The following is a 24278-nucleotide window of genomic DNA, read 5'->3' as shown; positions in this document are numbered from 1 at the left end:
AGGCTTCCCCACGGCACGGGCGTTCATCACCTCCCTGCGCACAGTCGAAGTGGTGTCCAATGAGTGGTGGCGATGATTCCAATATCTGCCCAATCCGCCCATTTAATCCGACACGTCCAGGTTATGCCTGCCATTGGGAGGCAGTGCAGGCCGGGCGGGGGCACATTCTCAGGCCCGGTTTGTATTTCCACGACATCCGCGACCGCGACAACGCGGAAATTGACACGCGGATATGCTCGCCGCTGGAAGTAGTGGCCGTGACCTCTGACGAGCATGGCGCTAACCATGGTCTGCTGCTGCGACTGCTCCCACGCACGTCCCGTCATTCGCGTGAATGGGCGGCTCCGATGGCGCTATTGGCCGGCGATGGCCTCGAACTGCGCTCAGCACTGCTGAGCCTGGGCGTCATCATCGAGCCAAAGCAACGGCAAGCGCTTATGGGCTACCTGATGAGCAGCGAGCCCGCGCGCCATGCGCTGGCCGCCACTCGCACCGGCTGGCATGGGCCGGGCCTGTTTGTGATGCCGGGCCGGATGATCGGCGGCGCCGCTTGCGACGTGGTGTTTCAGTCCGCCCAGGCGGGCGGTCATGACTACGCCATGGGTGGCACGCTGGCCGGCTGGCAGGCTGATATAGGTTCGCTGTGTGTGGGCAATCCAGTGTTGATCCTTGCCACCTGCGCCGCGTTGGCAGGACCGCTGCTGTCGCCGCTGGGCCGCCAAGGCGGTGGGTTCCACCTGTACGGAGACAGCTCCAGCGGCAAGACCATTGCCCTGGACGTAGCGGCCAGCGTGTGGGGCCGGCCACGCGACTTTCGACGCACGTGGAATGCGACCAGCACCGGCCTGGAAGGGCTGGCGACTCTGCGCAATGACACCCTGCTGGCCCTGGACGAGATAGGAGAGGCCAACCCGCAGACCGTGGGCGACACCATTTACGCTCTGGCGAATGGCACGGGCAGGCAACGCGGTGGCGTGACCGGCCATTCACTGGCCCCGCAGCGCTGGCGCGTCATAGTGCTTTCAACGGGTGAGCAGACCGTGGGCCGGCACATGGAATGTGGTGGAAAGGCCAGCAAGCCCGGCCAGGACTTGCGCCTGCTGGATGTGCCTGCCTATCGCCGCTATGGGGCCTTCGACAATTTGCATGACTTGGCCCTGGCGCATGACGCCACCAACGCCAGTGCCTGCAAGGGTGCCGGTCGCCCCTTTGCTGACCACCTCCACGGAGCCACCGGCCAGCATTACGGCCATATTGGCCCGGCCTTTGTCGGGCACCTGGTGCAGCTGCTCGCCGGGGCTGAAGGTATGGAATTGCTGCGCGCTGCCCATGCCGACCTGCTGCAATCATTCCCCGAGTCTGGCGGGCAGGCCGGCAGGGCTGCTGCGCGGTTTGCAGTGGCCGCCTTGGCCGGTGAGCTGGCTACAGATGCCGGGTTGCTGCCGTGGCCGAAAGGCGCCGCCCTGGCCGCCATGCTGGAGCTGTACGGGCAATGGGCAGGCGCCAGAGGGCCGGGCCAGTCCGAAGACACCAAGATCAGGCGCCGCGTAGCTGCGTTCATCACACGTCACCCCGACCGTTTTGCCCGGCTTGGTGACATAGAGGCGGCGCCGGTCGCCAATCGTGCGGGGTGGTGGCGAGAACTCGGGGAAGATCGTGTGTTTCTGCTCACGCCTGAGGCGCTGGGCGAAGCCGCGCCGGGCTATGACCTCAAGCGGATAGGTGCCGCCCTGGATGGTGCCGGGGCGCTAGTCGAACGCGACAGTGGCCCCCACCTGACCAAACGGGTCCGTATCAAGGGGGAAGGTCTTGTACGTGTCTACGTCATCGATTCGAACCAACTTGAATTCGAGCAAATCGATTGATTCAGCTTTGGGCTAGGTGAGTTCAAAAAACCGTGGGAACAGTGGGAACAGAACTCAGGAGGACCAGTAAATACGGGGCGTTCAGCGATTAGCGTGTAGGTGGTGAAGTGGGAACACAGTGGGAACAGTGGGAACAAAGAGCGCTATTTGTTCCCACTGTTCCCAGTAGGTAAAGGAACTGGGAACAGCCTGAAATGGCCGAAATAGAGCGGCTTTTTTTCATTGTTCCCACTGTTCCCACTGTCCTTGGGAGGTGGAAGCCTTTTTGCGGCATCGCTTCAGCTTTTTAGATCAAAAGTGATGGTGTGGTTCAGTAGATCAAGGTGGCTGACGGTGCCGTGACCGAAGGGCGCGGCGCTGACAGACGCCCAACAAGCGCAGCGCGTTAGCGACTGACTGCCAGGCGCCGCGATCAGTGGTCAGGTAGCGAGGTGTTCGATGGGTATGACTGAGTACGTGAACTTCGGTGATGCAGCGATCCGGCGCGCGGCGGCAGATGAGGACGTGCGCGACTTGCGCGATGCGCGGTATCCGGACGTGCGGCTGCGATTCCGCCAGGACCGCCGGCAAGGCACCTGGGACGTGCGGCATGACGGCAAGTGGAGGAAGGCCGGCAACTGGCCGGCGATGGGCTGGGGTGATTTCGAGGAAGCCTTGCCGGCCATCCGCTCAGTGCGGGCTGGCGGGGCGCAGCCGACCAGAATGACCGGGGCGTTGCTCACCGTGGGCGATCTGCTGGCCTGGCATCTGAACCGGCTGCTGAATGATCGGATGGTGTCCGGGAGTCGCAAGGCGGGCTATCGCTCGATGTTCGGCAACTGGCTGCTGCCGCGCCTGGGGCCGGTGCTGTTGGCCGCACTCGACCGGGCGTTGGTGGACCGGCTGCTGATACAGCCGATGCGTCGGACCCTGGCACCGGCCACCGTGGTGCACGGCTATCGGATGTTGGTCGCGGCCATCCACGCGGCGCAGGCATTGCGCCTGCTGCCGGGGAATCCCCTGGAGGGTGTGAAGGTCAGCGACTTCGGATTGGGTTCGCTGAAGCCGAAGGAAGCGCGCTTGCTGCCGAAGGATGCGCCGGCCCTGGCGGCTGAGTTGGTCGCGTTGTTCCCGAGTAAGCCGAGCGCCGCCATGCTGCCGCTGCTGATGCTGGCCACCGGGGCAAGGGTGGGGGAAACGCGGCGGGCCCGCTGGTCGGACTTCGACCTGGGGGCCGGATGGTGGGTGATTCCGGCGGAGTGCACCAAGACGCGGACCCAGTTGGAGTTGCCGCTGCCGCCCGCGCTGGTGGCGCTGCTGCGTCGGTATCAGAGCGGGCAGGCGTGGAAGACCAGTGTCTTCCTGTTTCCAGGGGAGCGGGGGCAGCCGCTGTCGTCGTCGGCAGCGCAGGAGGCGATCCGCGCGGTGAGTGGTGGGGCGTGGTCCAGTCATGACCTGCGCAAGATGGCGCGGGCCGGGTGGGCGCTGCTGGGGGTGGACTACCTGGTGGCGGAGCTGCTGCTGAATCACGCGATGCCGGGGCTGTCCGCGACCTATGTGCAGGCGGACCTGTCCAGGCTGAAGCGGGAGGCGCTGGAACGCTGGCAGGGCGTCGGCAATGCCGGGGGAGCGAGTCTGGACCTGGGCGGTCTGCTGGCCGGTGTGTGCGACGCGGAGAAAACCTGACCACCTGGAACATGGCGAGCTAGATGGCTGTGCCAGGGGAAGCGGGGTGCCGCCTGTAAAATGATGTTTTTTTCGTGTGTTTTTCGCGGGTGTTTCTAATAGGCTTTTCCGTGCGGGTGGCGCGGTGGAAATAGGGAATGGCCGTCTAGGCCGGGGGTTGTCGGGTGGTGGGCGGAAAGGTCCGCCACCTCCAAGGCGTTAAATTTCTGAAGAGGCGATATGCGGCTCTGCGGCGCGGGTTTGCTCGGTCAGCGAAAGGAGCCCGAATAGCGCTAAATTATCGCCCGCCCGCGCTAAGGGGCGTTTCTGCACCGATATCGTATTTATCCTGCTGTCATATTTCTCGCCAAATCAGGCACTTGCGAGAAAAACGGCGGGAAATCGCGGCTTCCCCGGTCGAAGATGACGGTGTTCACGCTCTTCATGGTGATCGGTGTCACCGGGTCCACCCAGGACGCGCCGTTATACCGGGCCGGTCGATTTGATCGAGATCAAGGTCAAGGTCCAGATCGAGGTCGATGATGACATCGTCACCGACTGCCACGGTGAGCGGACCGGGCAAATGGTCCTGTTAGACGACACCCTCGACGTGGTTCTCGGCGACTACCTGTGCCTGTCGCAGGTGCTTAGCGCTTCGTCACCATTCTTGTCGCTGGCCCGTCGGACCATGGCGAGGTCAGTGACAGCCGATAGGGGCAGGAGTGTTTCAGGTGGCCGCCATCGCGGCCATGCTATCGGACCAGCGAGGCCACATGAGCAAAACCTCCATCTCTCAGCACTTCTTCAACCTGGGCGTCAGGGCACTGGGGGTTGCGCAATGACCATCAAGAAACGAGTGGACGGGCAAGTCACGGGCCTCTCGGGTGAACTTTTCGTGGCTGCCGAGCTGTTGAAACGCGGCTTGCAAACGTCGATCACCTTCGGTAATGCCAAGGCAATAGATCTGCTCGCCCATAACCCCGACACGGGCCGAATGTACAAGGTTCAGGTGAAGTCGATCCGAAAGCGCGGGGCTTTCCCCATCAATCACCAGAAGGTTCAGCGCGACTGTGTGTATGTCTTCGTCGTGCTGAATAAGGTCGGTGTGTCGCCTCAGTACGCCATCGTCCCCGGCGCTTCGCTGGCTGATGAGCCTGAGCGGTTCTCCAAGTGGTTTCTCGACGTGAAGTTCCCTGGCTTTCAATGGTCTGTTTTGGTGAGCCAAGGCTTTGAGGATAATTGGCAGGTGTTTTCCGAAGCCTCATCAGCCGGTAACAGCGAAGTAGGGGGCTGACATGCACAAACTTATGCCGTTCCTGCTGGCGCTGGCATCGATATCCACGACAGGCTGCGCGGAGATGATTGAGGCACGCCGTGACTACCTGCAATGGGTCGATTCGCTGAACTTACCTCGACAAACAACGCCACCTCAGCAGCAATTGCAGATGCAACAGCAATACGGCCAGCCGGTGTACCGCGCGCAGGATTGCATAGGCGCTGTGGTCAATGGCGTGTGTCATGGCAGTACGGGTGCAGCGCAGCCCCAATCGACCTGCTATGGCCAGATGCTCAACGGACAATGCACCGGCCCCCAGTTCTGATCTGCCAATAGACGTAATTACCGTGGGCAAATTTCGTCTGGGGTCACATGGCTGTCGGTGAGATGTCCATGCTGAACGATGTATCGATAGAGATTCGATACCGCTTAGTTTTGCCGCTTTCGATGACGACTTCTCGTTCCTTGAGCCCCGTGTAGCAGGCAGCGTTGCCTTCTGCCGCGAGAATAAATCCGCCAGCGGGAACGTAGAATGCTGCGGTCTCACCTGGTCCGATAAGTGCGGCCAGGCGGCCGTCGATCAATACTCTTGTATTGCAGGCACTGCCAGTGAAACCAGTGTCGCGGGTTACTACTAAGCGCGCAGGGCCATCCGACGAGGTTTGGTAGCTATACAGGCGATCGCTAGGGACTTGGTCGGCCTGCTCTGCCGAAATGGGGGAGGTAGCGCACCCAACCAATGCCAGCAATACGGCCCCTCCTATGGCGTTCCTCATGCTTCCCTCCTTTCGAAGAATGTTGGGGATCGCATCAACAGCTTCCCTCAATTTGGCTCCGGCCGAACGCTTTCGTGAACCTTAAACGCCGCTCCTTAGTTGCAACCTGGAGAGATCTCTCGGCTTTGTGGTTGAGGGGGCGATCAATATTTCTTTGGACCTTTTGCATTGTCTTTGCGACCGCCCCTACTCAGTTAACGCCAGCGCCGTTGGTCGTATCCGCGATGGCTGAGGTGCGTTGATTTCTCTTTCGCCTGGCCACGTTTGCAGGGCATGCACACTCGTCCATAACTACCGGCGCCACCAGACAGTGTCTGGTCGAAGTATTCGACCTTTTCTCGGATCTCACCGCACCGCGTACACGGCTTGAGATCCTTGGTTGCCAGCCCCTTTGCTTGGGACTGTATGTGGTTCACAGCGTCCGATATCTGCTCGCCAACCGCCATCTCGACCAACTGGTAAAGGCGATCCGACATTGTTTCCACAGGATCGGCGCCCAAGTTGAAACGATTGATACGGAGGAACCGGTACCCGTAGCTCTCCAACGTCAGCTGACGCTCCACGTCTGCCTCATTCAAGTAACGTTCGTGGTTGCCCACGTGGATATGCTTGCCCTTGGCGAAATGATACTCAAATCCATCGTACTCGATCACAATCTGTATTGGACCTTTCTTGGACTGGTACGTGACCAGAAAATCCACTCTCCAGTTTGGGTGCTCGTAGGTTGGGTCGAGCTGTCGCAGGTAAGCACCGAGCTCGAATTGGGCAAATACGTCAATGACGTCCATGTTGGCCTGATAGAATTTGGTCTTCTGGAACCAATCCAACACCTTGGCTTCCATCGGGCTGGACTGATCGGTGTCCCCCACAGTTGGGAGCCTTTCCGCGTTCTCCAGCACGTTTGCGTAGTGATTTAAGGCTTGGCCAATTGCACCACGGAACTCACTCAATGGTTTAGAAAGCACGAACCAAACCATCTCTTGAGCCCGACTGAATCCAACGTTAAGCCGTTGCACTTTCAATTTTTGCTCAACAGCCTGTTCAGCGTCGCTCAGCTCGACCGGGAAGATGTAGTTCAGAGCATCTGCATCAACGGTGGCTACCATCGAATAGAAGATGATTTTGCGTTCTTCACCTTGGCAACTGTCGAATGTCATTACCTTCAAGCGAAGCAAGCGCTCGAAGTCCGCCCCGTGAGGATGATTGAACAGTAACTTTGAGATAAGTGTCTGCTGTTCGCGGAAGGGCGTGATGATGCCCACTGTCGGCGGTTCTTCCTCCTCAACCAGTTTAAGGAGCCGTTCAAGGATAAATTCGGCTTCCGCTCCATTGGTGCCGCGAGTGACTTTATGGCCAGAAGGGTCGACCTGATTGAATCGGATTACCTCATCAACCGGGATTCCCCGGATCTTGATCGCCTGTAACTGGTGTCCGTAGAACGTGCCGGACGAGTACCCAATCAGCTCCTGGTAGGACCGGAAATGCTTGAGTAACATGATGGAGTACGAGGCAGCATGGTTGCAGAACTCAAGGATGGAGCGTTTGACATCAAACATGGATAGACGCTGAAGGGAATCTGCTGCATCGCTCACATGGGTCCTGAAGTAATTCTTCAGTTCACTCCGGTACTTCTCGTTCTGTTCGATGCTGGCATTGGCTGACTTCACGTTCGAGAACTGCTTGTCATCACCCAACACAACGACCTTCTTCGCTCGGAGTAACGCGGGAAGCGCCTGGGCGACCGACACCTGAGACGCCTCATCGATGACCACCACGTCGAACATATCTGGGGCTAGTGGCATGAACTCACCAAATTCCCGAATGCTCGCAATGATGACCGGGAAGCTCTCCCGAACGTAGTCGAACTTGTCCTCGGGGAACTTCTGTCGGTTAGCAATCACCCCGGCCAAGGCACGTGCATCCGACCGGTAGTTCTCCATGAAACTCAGCAGACGACTGTCAACATGAGCATTCATCACGGAGGTATTGAGGCGCTCGAGTTGATTTTTGGTGCCCACGTAGTCGTACTGAGGGGCGGCAGCGAAAATATCTCGAGTCCGAAGCCAGCCGTAAAGGAACCTCACAGACAGGGCCCACAACTGCGGATCGTCTTCGGGCTCCTCAAGCAGCACGTCAACTATCTCCGCATCGATGCGGCGGAAAATTGCCAGAGCCTTGATGACTACTTCTGAAATGGCGCTCGGCATAGCGCCCCGTGCCAGCGTACGGTAGCAGCTCTCAAACTCGTCCTCGAGCTTCTCACTTTGCAGCTTCTGGCGCAGCTGACTGGCCGCTTCCACAAGCTCGCGCAGTCGCATCTGCTCTTTTTTGAGCTGCATGGGACTTGAGACGGGTAGGGCATTGAGCTGGTTTTGAAGGTCACGAACCTGACTTGTGCGGAAGAGGTAGCCGAACAGCGGCATCCTCAACTGAGTGAAGTTCAGAAGCAGGTTTCCAAGCGTGCGCAGCTGGTCCGGGTTTAACGACTCAAATAGGTCCCATTGCGGGGTCGGATTACCTAAGAGGAACTTCGCCATCAGCGCGTCCCGCCTAGTCCTGTTCCATAGGCTCAAGGGAGTGAAATCCCCCTCTGCGAAAACGTCGGTGAGGTACTGCTCGACACCCTCCAGTTGCTCGGAGATGACCTTCAGCTCAGAAATGAGGTTAGAACTGCTTGCCCGCTTTAGGACCTCCAACAGCTTCGGCGACTTGCTTGCCAGCGTAGCTTCGTCCTGATGCATCGCCTGGACGCTTGCCAATTCGACTGTCCCCAAGGTCGTCACAGTCCGCTGAATCTGTTCCTTCAGATGCTCAGACCGACTCAAGCGTTCAGCCTCGAGCTTGGGCTGATTTGCCTTCATCGCTTTGGCGTAGGCCCCGATCTGTGCCACCGCCTGGTTTGAGGTTAGTTTGCGGAAATTGTGAGCCTGTTGACCCAACCGGAGGATCGGATTTGGAAATTCCGGATCGTGGCGAACGCGGGACATGGCTTCCGAAAGCTTGTCGTAAACCACATCCAAGGCCTCGGTCTTATCTGAAAGCACAAGACAGGAGCGCTGGTTAAATGCGCAGTCCGCAGCAATCGCTGTAATGGTGTGGCTCTTCCCAGTTCCAGGAGGACCCGAGACGACAACAATCTTGCCTTCCTCGCTCCGGACGGCCATCAGTACCTTACGTTGCTCCTCGTTCAGAGGAATGGGGGAGTCATAGACCATTCGGTCAACCATCGGCAGAGAGTCCCACTCGTCCTCCACCGCCGGCTTAATGGACTTTGGGTTTTCGCGCAGGACGCCGCCGACAATTCCCTCGAACAGGTCCACTACGGCAGACCCGCCACGTTTGAGCGAGTCAAGGATCTCCTCGTAGTCATTGAGCAATGCCTCGTCCGATCGCTCGTATGCGGCGAGAAAGAGGGCACTCGAGAGTCCCGCGGCCGAAGTTGAGGCGTCAGTGGCAGTCGAAGCGAGGTCGACCTTGCCACCCAGATCCATAGCGTTTGCCACTCGCTGGAACAGAACGCGAGCCTCTTCGTAGATGGATTGTTCCGGTCGGATATAGGTGATCCGCTCAGAGATCGGGGCAACCCAGGAGCGCTCCATTCCCGCTGCCAACTCCTGCAAGACGAAGTCGATCGCCTTGCGGTTTGCATAGAGCTGGTTGTGCAGCTTCAGCGTGTATCCGGAGTCGCGCTCCGACCTATGCACGTCAATAGGGATGAAGAACAGCGGGTATTGGTTTCCGCGGTATTTAAGTGCTCCGATGTATAGGTAAAGTTGCATTCCGTCGCTGGTGGCAACGTAAGTCTCCAGGTCGCGAAATTCATGATAGGCATCTGCTGCCACGAACCCCTCAAAGAAGGACATCAGGGCTTGGCGAGTACCTTCAAGCGTTAGAAACTGCGGGATTGCTTCCCTCAGCGGTGCTGGGTCCTGGGTAGCGAGCAGTTTGGCCAGGAGCTCGGGTAAAACACGGGCCAAATCGCCGCAGACCCGGTCGACAAGATCATTCTCCGCAGCAAACAGAGAATCCATCACCCAGTAAGCCTGGCTACGCAATGGACCATCCAGATGGGCGAGCAACGGCTTGATGATGTGTTCGGCAGCCTGGCTTCCCAGGAGGCCCTGAATCGACTCAACCCACCGCTCCGGATCATCGACGGCCTTCGCGTAGGTTTCGACAGCCTCGCTATCTACCGCTGCATGGACTGATTCCAGGGAAGATGATGGGATGGCGTTGACCTGTTCTTGAATGACCTTGCGAAGCACATCGCTGATCGGACGCGTATATCGCCGAGGGTCCATCGTCAGTGACAGATCCTCACCCGAGGGCCGGCCGAGGAGATTCCACAAATCGCGGTCCAGGGCTGGATAGGGTGACGTTCGCATCCCCGACCGGAATCCTGTGTCCGTGGTTAGTACGATCCGCCGGCGCGGCGCTTGCTGACGTTTAAAGTCGGACTCCAGAAAGTCTCGGAAGTACTGACTTATCCGAATGGCGACTGGCCGAAGTTCGTTTCCAAGAGTTTCCATCAGGTACTCCTAAAATCTTTGGCTGGTGCAGCCGGCCAGCAGGTAATGTGAACGCGTCATTTTGCACCGCCGTTGCAAGTCTGATGGTTCCAGCGGTTGCGCAGGTAAATGCCATTGACCACCCACAGTAGGCTAACGCCTGCCAAGGTGGTGGGGACGGTTAGAAGCCTTTGCATATGAACTCACTACAGGAGGTCGCGGCGACCTCAAAACCGAGGGGTTACTGCTTCCCTCGATTTCAACATGCGCCACGGCCAGTTGATCCCAATTGACATGCGGCAATGTCTTGTAGAAGTCCCCGACCGGTCCCGACCAGCGGCTGGCAAGCTTGCAGCACGCACTCGGCGTAGTCTCTGTACAAAAAGTGATAGGGCCGGGAAAGATCGAAAAGGGGGGGGCTTGGGGCAGCAGCTACTTTTTCAAAAAATCGGCCAATAGCTGCCCTTCGAATCTATCGCCTCCTGCCGTCGAGCGACCTCTGATCGCGCCTTCGCGAGCTCCTGGCCGGCCGAAAGCATCCTAAGCGGCTAACTGCAATGGTCATTTTGATGGGGACCGATGCGTACCTTTTCACGCGTCTTTCCTGATCCCAGTCAATAGCCACGGCCAGAGGCGGTGTACAAAAACTACAGAACTTGCCGTTCGATCCTTCTCCTCTGCCGGTTAGTCACACCGTCGGACGGAAATTGGAAACTCTATGATTGCCGCAGTTGGAGTAATTCACCATGCATGAGCGAGCCCTAGAGATACTTGTTAGAAGCTGTTTGGAGGATATCTTCGGGGCAGGCTGGAATCTGCTTGCTCAGCAACTTTCGCTGCCCTCTGGCCGTTTAGATCTGCTAATTGCGGATGGCGCTGGAAATCGTCACCTCATCGAACTGAAGAAGGGGCGCGCTAAGCCGGACGCGATCACTCAAGCCATCCGCTATTCCGAAGAACTATCTGCATTGCTGGACGGTGCCGCAGTAATGCCATGGGTTGTTGCTCATGAGATACCCAACCAAGTCGCGGAGCAAGCCGAAAATTCAGGAGTCAAGACGCTTGCTATCTCATATTCGAAATGTGAGGCACTAATGTTGGCGCGCGGTCTTGGTGAGAAAGATCTTATTGGCGAACGCAGAGCTGCCGGCGTACTACATGGAGGCACTGGAAAATCGGGTCTATGGGAGGCAATCGACAATGAGGGGGCGTTCAGTGAAATGCCGCACGCCACGGCCTCGCTATTGCGCGGGCTCGAAAGAACTATGCATTTCATTGTGCAGTCGGGAAGGATGCAAACCGCTGTTTACTACCGCGGAGTAAAACTTGGTGGCGTAAATCGCAAGCACCGTCACTGCTACATTTCGTCAGGTGTTGTCGTCCGAAGTGATTTTACTGAATTTCTTTCGCGTCACGGGTTTAGGCGTAAATGTAAGACGCAGGCATCAAGCTCCCATGAGCATATTTGGTGGGACGTGCCGTTGCAGAATTCCATAGAGTTCGGTTTGGCATTGCAACAGGCCAAGCTCGTCGTTGATCGTTCACTTCGCTTGATTTAAGTCTCGTTCGATTGCCGCAAGAGTCTATCCAGCTAGATGCTCAAGAATTCTGCATTATTGGTGCGGAAAGTGGATGGATTTATTTTTCCTGCCCTAGAAATGTATGGGTGTAGGCATGGCTAGGCTAGAGAAAATAAATACGTTTCAACTTTCGGAGTGCTGACCATGTCCCATGGGTATCTATACCTGCTCGTCCACAGTGGCGGCGATGTGTTCAAGGTTGGTATCAGCAAGGTGCCTACCAGTCGTCTCCACAAGCACACCCGCCAAGACTTCATCGTCGCTGAGGGAACGCTCTACAAGCTGCCAAGTATCGAAGTCGCGCGTCACATCGAGTTGCTAATCCTGCGTTCACTACAAAACGCACGCGGCAAGGGGGCGAGTCGCATCACTGATGGCCGTACGGAATGTTTTCGTATTGGCTACCTGCGCCTAGTGAGTAACCTCCTCCACGCCGCGCTAGAGTCGCCGTTGTGTAAGGGTTATGAGGTGTGCGACATCGACGGCCACAGCAAAGTCCCGTCCAGAATGAACGGCTGGGACATTCCGGAGGTGCGGGAAGCACGTCTAGACAGCCCCCAATGCAGGGTCAATGGGGTGATATACAAGAGCTTTCGAAATGCATGGCTTGAGCTATTCGGAGAAGCAACTCCTGGCCGCCAAACCGCACGGATAAAGTGGAAGAAGGCAGGTCAGCTGGAGATTCGAGGCCTGATATTCGAGAGGATTTGAGGATTTGAGGATTTGAGGATTTGAGGATTTGAGGATTTGAGGATTTGAGGATTTGAGGACAGATTTACTTTCTCGACTCTAATCTTCCACTCATGCCGGCTGGATGTGACAGGCTGCTTCTGGCCGATAGCTGCCTGTCATGAAGGACAGCAATCTGTAGATACTGTATGACCGCTGTTGGCCGGAAGCTGCCTCTCGAGAGTGGCAGCTACTGAACCGCATCTGTGGTGCCGCACTTCGGCGTGCCTGCTACCCCATATCCAAGTAGCTCCAGTCGATGGCTGATATCTGATCCGAATTGTATCGGCAAGCGCATAATGCGGACAAAAGCCTATCCCAAGCTGAATGGGGTGAACATTGAGGTCTGGTGGGCCCTACCGAAGAAGGGCCTAGCCTAAATCCAGCCAGAACAATACTCACCGGCTTGTTGCTCACGCGCGGCCGAAGCCAGCTAATTAGGTAGGGTCTACTTCCTGAAACCCAGCGATTCGTAGCTTGTCGATGGCCTCAGTTTCCGTGGTCGGAAGCGACCAAAGTTGCTTACGGGATTCCCATTTCGCGCCGGAATCCTTTGCGGTAAGCCTTTGCTCAAAGGTGCCAGAGAAGTAAATCCTATGGGGGATCGGTTCCATGTAGCCACGATCCTTTGCCTTGGCTAGGGCCTTCTCATCAGTCTCAGCTATCCACCATGCACCCAGCAAAGCGGACCACCGAGCGCCAATGCTGCTTGCCCGCCGGTTTTCTGCATAGGGAACGTTGAGTATCGCTCGACCCGCTTTTGGATCGAAGTCTGGCTCGCCGCTCCAACTGGGAGGATTAACCCATCGCCAAGTCTTGTATGTACCAGCGGTGTCGATGACAAAATACTCGTCTTTCAATTCCCCTGTGTGAAGGTCAAACACAACGGCAACGACCTGTGGGTTTCCGTAGTAAGGGGCTCGCCCCACCAGTTCACCTACCTCTTTGATCTTTGCAATCGTGTTGCCCCACGTTGTGCGCCTTACCCAGAAGCCAGGGCGCTTCCAGTGTTCAACGTACATTTCGTAGATATTCATTCCGTGATTACCCCCTCCCCAGCAGTGCGGACGAAAGCTGGTTGTACCTTTCTGAGAGTAATGATGCCAAGCCCACCCAGCCTCTGAAGTCATTTTGCTCGCAACCCGAGGGAAACGACTGGTCAGGTCGAAAGCAAATCGGTGGCTAAGATCTGTGGTTACTCGCGCGGTCGAAGCTGCCTGTTCTCTACTATGGCTATATGCGCCCCGGTCGCCATCTGGTCGGACATCTGAACTGCTTGCGCGCCGTGCTGTTTCAGCTCAATCGAGTCACACGCATTTCGAAAGTGTGGGGCTGGGTGTGGGGTTGGCGTAGATTTTTATTTTAAGACCATGAAATGCTTGGCCTGTGTGAATAAAAAGCCCGGACCTGGTCCGGGCTTTTTCATTTGAGGGCGCGTGTCCGTGACGGTGCAGGCTGTGCCAGTCCCATCATTCGCTTGGCCACCAGCACCAGCCAGCAAGCGAGGATGAAGGGCGCAGTCATGGCTGGCAGGCCGACGGCGGCGAAACCGGGTTGCAGGGCAACGCCCAGCAGGATGCCAGCCAGCGAGCACCAGGGGCGGCGCAGGTCCTTGCCCAGTGCCAGGGCGATCAGCGCTCCGTTGAGGCTGAACAGTCCGGCCAGCACCGCTTGCATCGGCATTCCCTGGAGGAGTGCCAGGGCCAGGGCGGTACCAGAGCCCAGCAGAGCCCAGACGCCGACTCGCCATCCGGCGAGGAACAGGGCACCGAGTACCAGGGCGCCGGCTATCGGCTGATCGAGGAAGATCACCTGGCCGATGCCTCGCACGATCGCCAGCGGCGTATCGACCCAGTTGAATTGCAGGGTGGTGGCAACCACCGGGGTGGGCGTCAGTTCCAGCGGCCCTCCCAGAGCCAGCAACAGCCAGCCGAGGCCAACGAACGGCGAGGTGTAGGCGGGCAGCCAGTTGCGCTGGCGAACCGCCTTGAGCAGGGGATTGAGCACCAGGCTGGACAACCCGCTGGCGCAGAGAATCAGCAGCGCCAGGTAGAGCGAAGGTTCGAAGCGCGCGCTCAGTAACAGGCCGAGCAGTACACCGTTGTAGCCGTAGAGTCCGGCTTCGATGTCTGCCGGGGCATAGCGGCGGCGTACGGCGGTGAGCCAGGAGGCAGCTCCGCCGAGCAGGGCTCCGCCCAGCAGGTTGGGAGCGCCCACCGCGATGGCGAGCAGGATCAGCGCGCCGCACGCGGGATGGCGCTGGAGGAATATCTGGCTGAAACCGTTCAACTGGGCAGAAGCCCAGCTACGGACTTCGGGTCGTAGGGGCAGTCGGTACATGGCAGCTTGCAAAAAAAGTAGGCGCCCGGGTAAGCGGGCGCCGATTAACTGGCATTAGCCAGATGGGATTTCTGTTATCGCCCCGGCATCAAGGCCGGGGCGGGGCGCGCGGGTTCTCTTCGGAAACCGTCGCACCGGGTGTTTCACATCAGTTCAGGGTCTCGATCCGCAGGCTGTTGGTGCTGCCCGGCTGACCGAACGGCACGCCGGCGGTGATCACTACGGTATCGCCACGCTTGGCCATGCCTTGGGCCTGGGCGATCTCCAGAGCGGTACTGGTGACTTCCTCGACCTTGTGCAGGCGTTCGTTGACGACCGAGTAGATACCCCAGGCCACGGTCAGGCGACGTGCGGTATGCAGATTCGGCGTCAGGCTGAGGATCGGTGCCTTCGGCCGCTCGCGGGAAGCGCGCAGGCTGGAGCTGCCGGACTCGGTGTAGTTCACCAGTGCGGCTACCGGCAGGATGCTGCTGATGCGGCGGATTGCGCAGCTGATGGCATCTGACGAGGTGGCCTCGGCCTGCGGACGACTGACGTCGAGCTGGCTCTGGAAGTCCGGGCCGTTTTCCACCTGGCGAATGATCTTGCTCATCATCTGCACGGTTTCCAGCGGGTAGTCGCCGGACGCGGTTTCAGCGGACAGCATCACGGCGTCGGTACCCTCGGCCACCGCGTTGGCAACGTCGGTCACCTCGGCGCGGGTCGGGGCAGGGGAGAAGCGCATGGATTCCAGCATCTGCGTGGCCACCACGACCGGACGGCCCAGTTGGCGGCAGGTGCGGATGATGTCTTTCTGGATGCGCGGCACATTCTCCGCCGGCACTTCGACGCCCAGGTCGCCACGGGCAACCATGATGGCGTCGCAGAGGCGGGCGATCTCTTCCAGGTGCACCACGGCCGAGGGCTTCTCGATCTTGGCCATGAGGAAGGCGCGGCCCTTGATCAGCTCGCGGGCTTCGACGATGTCTTCAGGGCGCTGCACGAACGACAGGGCGACCCAGTCCACGCCCAGGTCCAGGCCGAAGTCCAGGTCACGGCGGTCCTTGGCGGTCAGCGGCGAGAGTTGCAGCACCGCTTCCGGCACGTTGACGCCCTTGCGGTCGGACAGTTCGCCGCCGGCAATCACGGTGGTTTCCACTGCATCGGCGTGGCTGGCGGTCACTTGCAGGCGCAGACGACCGTCGTCCAGCAGCAGGTTCATGCCGGGTTCCAGGGCCTCGATGATTTCCGGGTGCGGCAGGTTGACCCGGCGCGCGTCGCCAGGGGGGCTGTCCAGGTCCAGGCGGAAGGCCTGGCCACGCTCGAGGTTCACCTTGCCGTCGGCGAAGCGGCCGACGCGCAGTTTCGGGCCTTGCAGGTCCATCAGGATGCCGATGGGGTAGTTCAGCTGGCGCTCGACTTCACGCACCCACTGATAGCGCTGGGCGTGATCGGCGTGTTCACCGTGGCTGAAGTTCAGGCGGAACAGGTTGACGCCGGCTTCCACCAGTTGGCGGATGTCGTCGATGCCTTTGATCGCCGGACCGAGGGTGGCGAGGATTTTTACTTTCTTGTCAGGCGTCATTTTCAGGGCTCTCGAGGATCAGGATGGCGCGGAAGTCGTTCACGTTGGTACGGGTCGGCTCGGTGACGATGAGATCACCGAGTGCGGCGAAATACCCGTATCCGTTGTTGTTGTCCAGTTCGTCGCTGGCGGACAGCTCCTGCTTGGCGGCGCGAGCGTAGCTGCAGGGGGTCATGATGGCGCCTGCGTTGTCCTCGGAGCCGTCGATGCCGTCGGTGTCGCCGGCCAGGGCGTAGACGCCCGGCAGGCCCTTCAGGGTGTTGGTCAGGCTCAGCAGGAACTCGGCATTGCGCCCGCCACGGCCATTGCCGCGCACGGTCACGGTGGTCTCGCCGCCGGAGAGGATCACGCATGGCGGCTTGATCGGCTGGCCATGCAGCACGACCTGGCGGGCGATGCCGGCATGGACCTTGGCGACCTCGCGGGATTCACCTTCCAGGTCGCCAAGGATCAGCGGAGTGAGGCCGGCGGCGCGGACTTTCTCGGCGGCGGCGTCGAGGGATTGCTGGGGCGTGGCGATCAACTGGAAGTGGCTGCGGGACAGGCAGGGATCACCCGGTTTGACGGTTTCCGAACGTGGGTCCTGCAGCCAGGCGCGCACGTGGGCTGGTACTTCGATTTCGTAGCGGGCGAGGATCGCCAGGGCTTCGGCCGACGTCGTCGGGTCGGCAACGGTGGGGCCGGAGGCAATCACAGTGGCCTCGTCGCCCGGCACGTCGGAGATCGCATAGGTGTAGACGGTCGCCGGCCAGCAGGCCTTGGCCAGACGGCCGCCCTTGATCGCCGAGAGGTGCTTGCGCACGCAGTTCATCTCGGAGATGGAGGCGCCGGATTTCAGCAGGGCCTTGTTGATCGCCTGCTTGTCCTTGAGGGTCAGGCCTTCGGCGGGCAGGGCGAGCAGAGAGGAACCGCCGCCGGAGAGCAGGAAGATCACCCGGTCCGATTCATCGAGATTGCTCACCAGTTCCAGTACGCGCTGAGCGGTTTCCAGGCCAGCGGCATCGGGTACCGGGTGGGCGGCCTCGACCACTTCGATCTTCTTGCAGTTGGCGCCGTGGTCGTAGCGGGTCACCACCAGGCCGGAGATCTCGCCTTGCCACTCGCGCTCGATCACTTCGGCCATGGCGGCGGCAGCCTTGCCGGCACCGATGACGATGACGCGCCCGGAACGATCGGCGGGCAGATGATCAGCCAGGACCTGGCGTGGGTGTGCGGCGGCGATGGCGGTGGCGAACAGGTCGCGCAGGAAGGCTTTGGGATCGAGGGACATGGCAGGCTCCAGGTGGCCGAATGCTTCTTGTGGGGCGGCATGCCGGCGATTGGAATCGCCGGGCGTTCAAGGCCGATTTCAGTCCCGAGCCGCCGCACGCAGCGGCTCGGGACTGGAATCGACCTTCCTGGTCGTTGGCGCCGTGTCACCGCGGACCAGGAGGGTCGAAAGGGATCGTAGGACGGGGAAAGCGGGCGCTGGCCATCGCGGGAGCTGCCGGCTCGATGGGCAGCGCTGACGCTCAACCCGTCCTACGAAACATCACTCCTCGCGAATCGAGAAGTTGGACATGTGCTCCAGGCCCTTGATCAGGCCGGAGTGGTCCCAGTTGCTGCCACCAAGGGCCGCGCAGGTGCTGAACACTTGCTGGGCATTGGCGGTGTTCGGCAGGTTCAGGCCCAGTTCGCGGGCGCCGGACAGTGCCAGGTTCAGGTCCTTCTGGTGCAGGCTGATACGGAAGCCCGGATCGAAGGTGCCCTTGATCATGCGATCGCCGTGGACTTCCAGGATCTTGGAGCCGGCGAAGCCGCCCATCAGCGCTTCACGTACCTTGGCCGGATCGGCGCCGTTCTTGGCAGCGAACAGCAGCGCTTCGGCGACGGCCTGGATGTTCAGGGCAACGATGATCTGGTTGGCTACCTTGGCGGTCTGGCCGTCACCGTTTGCACCCACGCGGGTGATGTTCTTGCCCATGGCCTGGAACAGCGGCAGCGCGCGTTCGAAGGCGTTCGGGCAGCCACCGACCATGATGCTCAGGGTCGCAGCCTTGGCACCTACTTCACCACCGGATACCGGGGCGTCCAGGTAGGCAGCGCCGGTCGCCTTGATCTTCTCGGCGAAGACCTTGGTGGCGGTGGGGGAGATGGAGCTCATGTCGATCACGACTTTGCCGGCACCAACGCCTTCGGCAATGCCGTCCTTGCGGAACAGGACGTCGTCGACCTGGGGGGTGTCCGGAACCATGACGATGATGAACTCGGCTTCCTGGGCAACCTCTTTGGGGTTGGCCAGGGCAACACCGTTCTCGCCCAGCAGGTCGGCCGGAGCCTTGTCGAAGTGTTCGGAGAAGAACAGGGTGTGGCCGGCTTTCTGCAGGTTCTGAGCCATGGGCTTGCCCATGATGCCGGTGCCGATGAATCCGATCTTGGCCATGTTGAATACCTCGTTCTTAGATGGCGTTATGGGTTTTCAGCCAGCCCAGGCCGGCAGCGGTGGTGGTTGCCGGCTTGTATTCACAGCCGATCCAGCCCTGGTAGCCGATACGGTCCAGGTGCGCGAAGAGGAAGCGGTAGTTGATCTCGCCAGTGCCCGGCTCGTTGCGGCCCGGGTTGTCGGCAAGCTGCACATGGTTGATCGCGGCCAGGTTGGACTCGACGGTGCGCGCCAGGTCTCCTTCCATGATTTGCATGTGGTAGATGTCGTACTGCAGGAACAGGTTGGCGCTGCCCACTTTTTCGCGGATGGCCAGGGCCTGCTTGGTGTTGTTCAGGTAGAAGCCGGGGATGTCGCGGGTGTTGATGGCTTCCATCACCAGCTTGATGCCGGCGGCCTGGAGCTTCTCGGCGGCGAACTTGAGGTTCTCGACGAAGGTGCTCTCGATGGTCGCGCAGTCGTAGCCCTGCGGGCGGATGCCGGCCAGGCAGTTGATCTGGGTATTGCCCAGCACCTTGGCGTAGGCGATGGCCTTGTCCACACCGGCACGGAACTCTTCCACGCGGTCGGGGTGGCAGGCGATGCCGCGCTCGCCCTTGCCCCAATCACCGGCCGGCAGGTTGAACAGCACCTGCTCCAGTTTGTTGGCGTCCAGGCGTGCGCGGATTTCCTCTACGGGGAAGTCGTAGGGGAAGAGGTATTCGACACCACTGAAGCCGGCTTCGGCGGCAGCGGCGAATCGGTCCAGGAAGTCCACTTCGGTGAACAGCATGGACAGGTTGGCGGCAAAACGGGGCATGAATGTCTCCTTCTGTTTCCCTTCTCCCGCGAGCGGGAGAGGGGAGGTGAAAGCCCCTCTCCCACCACGAATAGGAGAGGGGAAGACGGCAATCAATCCAGCAGCGAGATGGCGGTCGGAGCGTCGGCGCCAGACAGGGCCAGTTCCTCGAACTCGTTGATGGCGTTGATCTCGGTACCCATGGAGATGTTGGTGACACGCTCCAGGATGACCTCGACCACAACCGGTACGCGGAACTCTTCCATCAGCTGCTTGGCCTTGGCGAAGGCGGCTTGCAGGTCGTTGGCGTCGTGCACGCGGATCGCCTTGCAGCCCAGGCCCTCGACCACTGCGACGTGGTCCACGCCGTAGCCGTTGAGTTCCGGTGCGTTGACGTTCTCGAAGGACAGCTGCACGCAGAAGTCGATTTCGAAACCGCGCTGTGCCTGACGGATCAGACCCAGGTAGGAGTTGTTCACCAGTACGTGGATGTAGGGCAGGTTGAACTGCGCACCCACGGCCAGCTCTTCGATCATGAACTGGAAGTCATAGTCGCCGGACAGTGCAACGACCGGACGGGTCGGGTCGGCCTTGACCACGCCGAGCGCTGCCGGAACGGTCCAGCCCAGAGGGCCCGCCTGGCCACAGTTGATCCAGTGGCGCGGCTTGTAGACGTGCAGGAACTGCGCGCCGGCGATCTGCGACAGACCGATGGTGCTGACGTAGCAGGTGTCCTTGCCGAAGAACTCGTTCATCTCTTCGTATACGCGCTGCGGCTTGACCGGCACGTTGTCGAAGTGAGTCTTGCGCTGCATGGTGCGCTTGCGCTCGCGGCAGGATTCGACCCAGGCGCTGCGGTCTTTCAGCTTGCCTGCGGCTTTCCACTCGCGGGCAACTTCCAGGAATGCGTCCAGCGCGGAACCAGCGTCGGAAACGATGCCCAGGTCCGGGGTGAATACGCGGCCGATCTGAGTGGGTTCGATGTCCACGTGGATGAAGCGGCGGCCCTGGGTGTAGACGTCGACGGAACCGGTGTGGCGGTTGGCCCAGCGGTTGCCGATACCGAACACCAGGTCGGACTCCAGCACGGTGGCGTTGCCGTAGCGGTGCGAGGTCTGCAGACCGCACATGCCAGCCATCAGCGGGTGGTCATCGGGAATGGTGCCCCAGCCCATCAGGGTCGGAACTACCGGTACGCCGGTCAGTTCGGCGAACTCCACCAGCTTGTCCGAGGCATCGGCATTAATGATGCCGCCACCAGCGACGAGCAGCGGGCGCTCGGCGTCGTTCAGCATGGCCAGGGCCTTCTCGGCCTGGATGCGGCTGGCGGACGGCTTCACTACCTGCAGCGGCTGATAGGCGTCGATGTCGAATTCGATCTCGGCCATCTGCACGTCGAACGGCAGGTCGATCAGCACGGGGCCCGGACGGCCGCTGCGCATTTCATAGAAGGCCTTCTGGAAGGCGTAAGGCACCTGGCCCGGCTCCAGAACGGTGGTTGCCCACTTGGTGACGGGCTTGACGATGCTGGTGATATCGACGGCCTGGAAGTCTTCCTTGTGCAGGCGGGCACGCGGAGCCTGGCCGGTGATGCAGAGGATCGGGATGGAGTCGGCGGATGCCGAGTACAGACCGGTGACCATGTCGGTGCCGGCGGGGCCGGAGGTGCCGATGCAGACGCCGATGTTGCCGGCGTTGGTGCGGGTGTAACCCTCAGCCATGTGCGAGGCGCCTTCGACGTGACGGGCCAGTACATGGTCAATGCCGCCGATCTTGTTCAGGGCTGCGTACAGCGGGTTGATGGCGGCGCCGGGGATGCCGAACGCGGTGTCGATGCCTTCGCGACGCATCACCAGGACGGCAGCCTCGATTGCTCTCATTTTGGCCATGTTTTGTGCCTCTTTCTTGTGAAAATTGTATACAAGCTACGTGGCTGGATTCTATTCATCGTCTGACTGAAGGGTCAAGGCCATTTGTGAGGCTAAAGGTCGCAGGGCGTCGACTCTTTTAAAACGCCTGTTTCATGGGGCTCTCCAGCGGTAGTCAGAACGCTGACGGAAATACTGTATACAAAAAATAATGTGATTGTATCTATCTGTTGATTTTTTTGTGTTCGGTGGGATAGTGAGCTACAGCTTTCGGATGCGTCGCAGGACGGGCTGGAAAATGCCCGCGTGGATACAGGAGTGCGCCAACCCTGGCCCGGACGACGCCGCACAAGGTTCAACCACTCACGAGGAACGCTTGAAAATGACCACCCTGACCCTGGAAACCGCTGTGAGCATTTCCAATCACGCCCTGACCGTTGGTCGCGAGCTGCGCACCGCGCCGCTGACCATTGCCGTGCTGGATGCCGGCGGCCACCTGATCACCCTGCAGCGTCAGGACGGCGCGAGCATGCTTCGTCCACAGATCGCCATCGGCAAAGCCTGGGGCGCCGTGGCCCTGGGCAAGGGCTCGCGCCTGATCGCCGCGGACGCACAACAGCGTCCAGCGTTCATCGGTGCGGTGAACAACCTGGCCGACGGCAACCTGGTGCCGGCACCGGGCGGTGTGCTGATTCGTGATGGTGAGGGGGTCGTGATCGGCGCCATTGGCATCAGTGGCGATACGTCCGATATCGACGAGCAGTGCGCGGTCAGTGCGGTGGAAGCGGCTGGTCTGAAGGCCGATGCTGGCGCAGCCTGATCGTTGATGGGGGCTGCTGCGCAGCCCTCAGCGAATGAATTCGCCCCCACAGGGAGTACATCTCTGTGGGGGCGAAGTCTTTTGGGGGGGGCAAATCGCGACTATGGCTAGAAGGGGCTGCTCTACTGTAGGGGCGAATTCATTCGCCAAGCAGCCCGAAGGGCTGCCTAGGAGTGTCGGCAGGCGGTTACGGTGGGAGCGAATTCATTCGCGAAAGCAGCCCGCGGGGTTCCCATAGTCGGTGCGAGGCCTCAGGCGCTCTTCGCCGAAACCTTCTCTTCCACCTCGCAGCCCTTGATCACCAGGCGAATGATGGTTTCTGCAGCGGCGTCGTAGTCGGCCTCGCTGAGGCTGGACTTGCCGGTGACGGTGGAAATCTGCCAGTCGAAATCAGCGTAGGTCTGGGTTGCGGCCCAGATGCTGAAGAGCAGGTGGTGGGGGTCTACCTTGGCCATCAGTCCCTGATCGATCCAGCCCTGGATGCAGTCGATGTTGTGCTTTGCCTGCAGGTTGAGCTGCTCGGTCTGTTCCGACGAAAGGTGCGGTGCGCCGTGCATGATTTCGCTGGCGAACACCTTGGACGCATAGGGGAGGTCGCGCGAGATACGGATCTTCGAGCGGATGTAGGCCGTGAGCACCTCAAAGGGATGACCGGCCTGATTGAAGGGCACGGATGCCTGCAGGAGCGGCTCGACGATGCTCTCGAGAACTTCGCGGTAGAGGTTCTCTTTCGACTTGAAGTAGTAGTAGACGTTGGGCTTGGGCAGGCCGGCCTTGGCCGCGATGTCGCTCGTCTTGGTGGCGGCGAACCCTTTGTCGGCGAATTCCTCGCTGGCCGCGCGCAGGATGAGGTCTCTGTTGCGCTCGCGAATGCTACTCACATCGGCTCCTTTATTGGCTCGCCGAAGCGCCCGGAGGGCCGGCCGGCGAGAGGTCGGGCATGGTATCACCGGCATCAAATGGCTCTCAAGCGAGCCACTGGATGAATTTCCTGTATACAAAATAATTCTATTCTGTTTCCATTCTGCATCCGTCCATGTCATCGGTGCCCTGTCCGGTGCGTGTTGCGGCAGACGTCACCCATGCAAGACAACCACTTGCTCGACCCCTTCGGGCGTCGAATTTCCTATCTGCGCCTCTCGGTCACTGACCGTTGCGACTTCCGGTGCACCTACTGCATGAGCGAGGACATGGTCTTCGCTCCCCGGGCGCAGATCCTCAGCCTCGAAGAGCTCTATGCCGTTGCCGATGCCTTTATCGACCTCGGTGTGAAGCGTATCCGTATCACTGGCGGTGAGCCGCTGGTACGCAAGGGGTTGACCTCCCTGCTGGCGCGACTCGGCGCCCGCGAGGAACTGGAAGACCTTGCCATCACCAGCAACGGTTCGCAGCTCGCGCACATGGCCACCGATCTTCGTCGCAGCGGCGTCACCCGCCTGAACATCAGTCTCGATTCCCTGCAGCGCGAGCGCTTTGCCGCATTCACTCGTCGCGACCGCCTCGACCAGGTGCTGGCTGGAATCGACGCGGCGCGTACCGCGGGCTTTCGTCGGATCAAGCTGAACACCGTGGTGCAGAAAGGCCGCAACGATGACGAGGTACAGGACCTCGTTGCCTTTGCGGTCGAGCGTGGGCTGGATATCAGCTTCATCGAGGAGATGCCCCTTGGCAGCATCTCCAGCCACGAGCGCAAGGTCACCCTGTGCACTTCGGAAGAAGTGCGCGAGCGTGTTGGCCAGCGCTTCCAGCTGCTGCCCAGCAGCTATCGCACGGGTGGCCCGTCGCGTTATTACCAGGTGATCGGCACTGAAACCCAGGTCGGTTTCATCTCTCCCCACAGCCGCAACTTCTGCGGCGACTGCAATCGTGTGCGCGTCACCGCCGAAGGCAAGCTGGTGCTTTGCCTCGGCCATGAAGGCGCACTGGACCTCAAGGCGCTGATCCGTCGACATCCCGGAGATAGGGAAAGGCTGCGCGCCGCGCTGATCGATGCACTCAGGCTCAAGCCCGAGAAGCACCATTTCGAAGCGGATTCCCAGGTCCAGGTAGTTCGCTTCATGAGCATGACTGGCGGCTGATCGAGCTCCTTGGGTTAGCCCTGGCTGCGT

General features: G+C 60.1%; 18 protein-coding genes. 8 read left to right on the top strand and 10 right to left on the bottom strand.

Features of this window, described 5'->3' with window-relative positions; translation table 11 throughout:
- Positions 1-59 precede the first annotated feature (59 nt).
- The 4 genes from E8E95_RS04610 (at position 60) to E8E95_RS04595 (ending at position 5110) form a co-directional block, all read left to right on the top strand.
- Positions 60-1865: a DUF927 domain-containing protein gene (locus E8E95_RS04610; protein WP_280348487.1), complete on the top strand. Its 1806-nt coding sequence runs from the start codon at positions 60-62 to the stop codon at positions 1863-1865.
- Between the two features lie 444 nt (positions 1866-2309).
- Positions 2310-3530, top strand: coding sequence for a tyrosine-type recombinase/integrase (locus E8E95_RS04605; protein WP_280348485.1), 1221 nt, complete (start codon positions 2310-2312; stop codon positions 3528-3530).
- 481 nt (positions 3531-4011) lie between these two features.
- Complete coding sequence (locus E8E95_RS04600) at positions 4012-4803, top strand: hypothetical protein (protein ID WP_280348484.1); 792 nt, start codon at positions 4012-4014, stop codon at positions 4801-4803.
- A 1-nt stretch (position 4804) separates the two neighbouring features.
- Positions 4805-5110: a hypothetical protein gene (locus tag E8E95_RS04595; RefSeq protein ID WP_280348482.1), complete on the top strand. Its 306-nt coding sequence runs from the start codon at positions 4805-4807 to the stop codon at positions 5108-5110.
- 43 nt (positions 5111-5153) lie between these two features.
- Here the strand turns inward: E8E95_RS04595 and E8E95_RS04590 are convergent, their stop codons facing one another.
- Complete coding sequence (locus E8E95_RS04590; protein WP_280348480.1) at positions 5154-5561, bottom strand: hypothetical protein; 408 nt, start codon at positions 5559-5561, stop codon at positions 5154-5156.
- A 194-nt stretch (positions 5562-5755) separates the two neighbouring features.
- On the bottom strand, positions 5756-10090 hold the full coding sequence (locus E8E95_RS04585) for an AAA domain-containing protein (RefSeq protein ID WP_280348478.1): 4335 nt from the start codon (positions 10088-10090) through the stop codon (positions 5756-5758).
- 725 nt (positions 10091-10815) lie between these two features.
- On the opposite strand from E8E95_RS04585, the gene E8E95_RS04580 reads away from it, so the two are divergent.
- Entirely contained in the window at positions 10816-11628 is an 813-nt protein-coding gene (locus E8E95_RS04580; RefSeq protein ID WP_280348476.1) for an endonuclease NucS domain-containing protein, read from the top strand.
- A 165-nt stretch (positions 11629-11793) separates the two neighbouring features.
- A complete protein-coding gene (locus E8E95_RS04575) occupies positions 11794-12360 on the top strand; it encodes a GIY-YIG nuclease family protein (protein ID WP_280348474.1) in 567 nt (188 codons plus the stop codon).
- 455 nt (positions 12361-12815) lie between these two features.
- Here E8E95_RS04575 and E8E95_RS04570 read toward each other — a convergent pair whose 3' ends face one another.
- The 7 genes from E8E95_RS04570 to gcl all read right to left on the bottom strand — a co-directional run bounded on the left by E8E95_RS04570 (position 12816) and on the right by gcl (position 21371).
- A complete protein-coding gene (locus E8E95_RS04570) occupies positions 12816-13415 on the bottom strand; it encodes a hypothetical protein (protein WP_280348472.1) in 600 nt (199 codons plus the stop codon).
- A 385-nt stretch (positions 13416-13800) separates the two neighbouring features.
- Positions 13801-14718: an urea transporter gene (locus E8E95_RS04565; RefSeq protein WP_280348470.1), complete on the bottom strand. Its 918-nt coding sequence runs from the start codon at positions 14716-14718 to the stop codon at positions 13801-13803.
- Positions 14719-14866: 148 nt separating this feature from the next.
- On the bottom strand, positions 14867-16282 hold the full coding sequence (pyk, locus tag E8E95_RS04560) for a pyruvate kinase (RefSeq protein WP_280348468.1): 1416 nt from the start codon (positions 16280-16282) through the stop codon (positions 14867-14869).
- Positions 16272-17552 (bottom strand): glycerate kinase, encoded by a 1281-nt coding sequence (locus E8E95_RS04555; RefSeq protein ID WP_280348466.1) that lies wholly within the window; start codon positions 17550-17552, stop codon positions 16272-16274. The genes pyk and E8E95_RS04555 overlap by 11 nt, the downstream gene beginning before the upstream one ends.
- Before the next feature lie 261 nt (positions 17553-17813).
- On the bottom strand, positions 17814-18704 hold the full coding sequence (locus tag E8E95_RS04550; protein ID WP_280348464.1) for a 2-hydroxy-3-oxopropionate reductase: 891 nt from the start codon (positions 18702-18704) through the stop codon (positions 17814-17816).
- A 16-nt stretch (positions 18705-18720) separates the two neighbouring features.
- Complete coding sequence (hyi, locus tag E8E95_RS04545; RefSeq protein WP_179057783.1) at positions 18721-19503, bottom strand: hydroxypyruvate isomerase; 783 nt, start codon at positions 19501-19503, stop codon at positions 18721-18723.
- A 92-nt stretch (positions 19504-19595) separates the two neighbouring features.
- Positions 19596-21371, bottom strand: coding sequence for a glyoxylate carboligase (gene gcl, locus E8E95_RS04540; RefSeq protein ID WP_280348461.1), 1776 nt, complete (start codon positions 21369-21371; stop codon positions 19596-19598).
- A 361-nt stretch (positions 21372-21732) separates the two neighbouring features.
- On the opposite strand from gcl, the gene E8E95_RS04535 reads away from it, so the two are divergent.
- Positions 21733-22170: a heme-binding protein gene (locus E8E95_RS04535; protein WP_179057785.1), complete on the top strand. Its 438-nt coding sequence runs from the start codon at positions 21733-21735 to the stop codon at positions 22168-22170.
- 251 nt (positions 22171-22421) lie between these two features.
- Here the strand turns inward: E8E95_RS04535 and E8E95_RS04530 are convergent, their stop codons facing one another.
- The gene (locus tag E8E95_RS04530) at positions 22422-23051 is read right to left on the bottom strand and encodes a TetR/AcrR family transcriptional regulator (RefSeq protein WP_280348458.1); all 630 of its coding nucleotides are present in this window, start codon (positions 23049-23051) and stop codon (positions 22422-22424) included.
- A gap of 201 nt (positions 23052-23252) precedes the next feature.
- Here E8E95_RS04530 and moaA point away from each other — a divergent pair, with 201 nt between their 5' ends.
- The gene (gene moaA / locus E8E95_RS04525) at positions 23253-24248 is read left to right on the top strand and encodes a GTP 3',8-cyclase MoaA (protein WP_280348456.1); all 996 of its coding nucleotides are present in this window, start codon (positions 23253-23255) and stop codon (positions 24246-24248) included.
- The last annotated feature ends 30 nt before the right edge of the window (positions 24249-24278 follow it).

It is taken from the genome of Pseudomonas sp. BN414, assembly GCF_029871275.1.
Lineage (GTDB): Bacteria > Pseudomonadota > Gammaproteobacteria > Pseudomonadales > Pseudomonadaceae > Metapseudomonas > Metapseudomonas resinovorans_C.
The sequence above is the reverse complement of the archived record's forward strand: the minus strand, read 5'-3'. Positions and strand labels throughout refer to the sequence as shown.

Excerpts from the sequence above, each read along its gene's own strand:
- E8E95_RS04610 (WP_280348487.1), top strand. The coding sequence starts at position 60 with ATGAGTGGTGGCGATGATTCCAATATCTGCCCAATCCGCCCATTTAAT.
- E8E95_RS04605 (WP_280348485.1), top strand. The coding sequence starts at position 2,310 with ATGACTGAGTACGTGAACTTCGGTGATGCAGCGATCCGGCGCGCGGCG.
- E8E95_RS04595 (WP_280348482.1), top strand. The coding sequence starts at position 4,805 with ATGCACAAACTTATGCCGTTCCTGCTGGCGCTGGCATCGATATCCACG.
- E8E95_RS04590 (WP_280348480.1), bottom strand. The coding sequence starts at position 5,561 with ATGAGGAACGCCATAGGAGGGGCCGTATTGCTGGCATTGGTTGGGTGC.
- E8E95_RS04585 (WP_280348478.1), bottom strand. The coding sequence starts at position 10,090 with ATGGAAACTCTTGGAAACGAACTTCGGCCAGTCGCCATTCGGATAAGT.
- E8E95_RS04580 (WP_280348476.1), top strand. The coding sequence starts at position 10,816 with ATGCATGAGCGAGCCCTAGAGATACTTGTTAGAAGCTGTTTGGAGGAT.
- E8E95_RS04575 (WP_280348474.1), top strand. The coding sequence starts at position 11,794 with ATGTCCCATGGGTATCTATACCTGCTCGTCCACAGTGGCGGCGATGTG.
- E8E95_RS04570 (WP_280348472.1), bottom strand. The coding sequence starts at position 13,415 with ATGAATATCTACGAAATGTACGTTGAACACTGGAAGCGCCCTGGCTTC.
- E8E95_RS04565 (WP_280348470.1), bottom strand. The coding sequence starts at position 14,718 with ATGTACCGACTGCCCCTACGACCCGAAGTCCGTAGCTGGGCTTCTGCC.
- pyk (WP_280348468.1), bottom strand. The coding sequence starts at position 16,282 with ATGACGCCTGACAAGAAAGTAAAAATCCTCGCCACCCTCGGTCCGGCG.
- E8E95_RS04555 (WP_280348466.1), bottom strand. The coding sequence starts at position 17,552 with ATGTCCCTCGATCCCAAAGCCTTCCTGCGCGACCTGTTCGCCACCGCC.
- E8E95_RS04550 (WP_280348464.1), bottom strand. The coding sequence starts at position 18,704 with ATGGCCAAGATCGGATTCATCGGCACCGGCATCATGGGCAAGCCCATG.
- hyi (WP_179057783.1), bottom strand. The coding sequence starts at position 19,503 with ATGCCCCGTTTTGCCGCCAACCTGTCCATGCTGTTCACCGAAGTGGAC.
- gcl (WP_280348461.1), bottom strand. The coding sequence starts at position 21,371 with ATGGCCAAAATGAGAGCAATCGAGGCTGCCGTCCTGGTGATGCGTCGC.
- E8E95_RS04535 (WP_179057785.1), top strand. The coding sequence starts at position 21,733 with ATGACCACCCTGACCCTGGAAACCGCTGTGAGCATTTCCAATCACGCC.
- moaA (WP_280348456.1), top strand. The coding sequence starts at position 23,253 with ATGCAAGACAACCACTTGCTCGACCCCTTCGGGCGTCGAATTTCCTAT.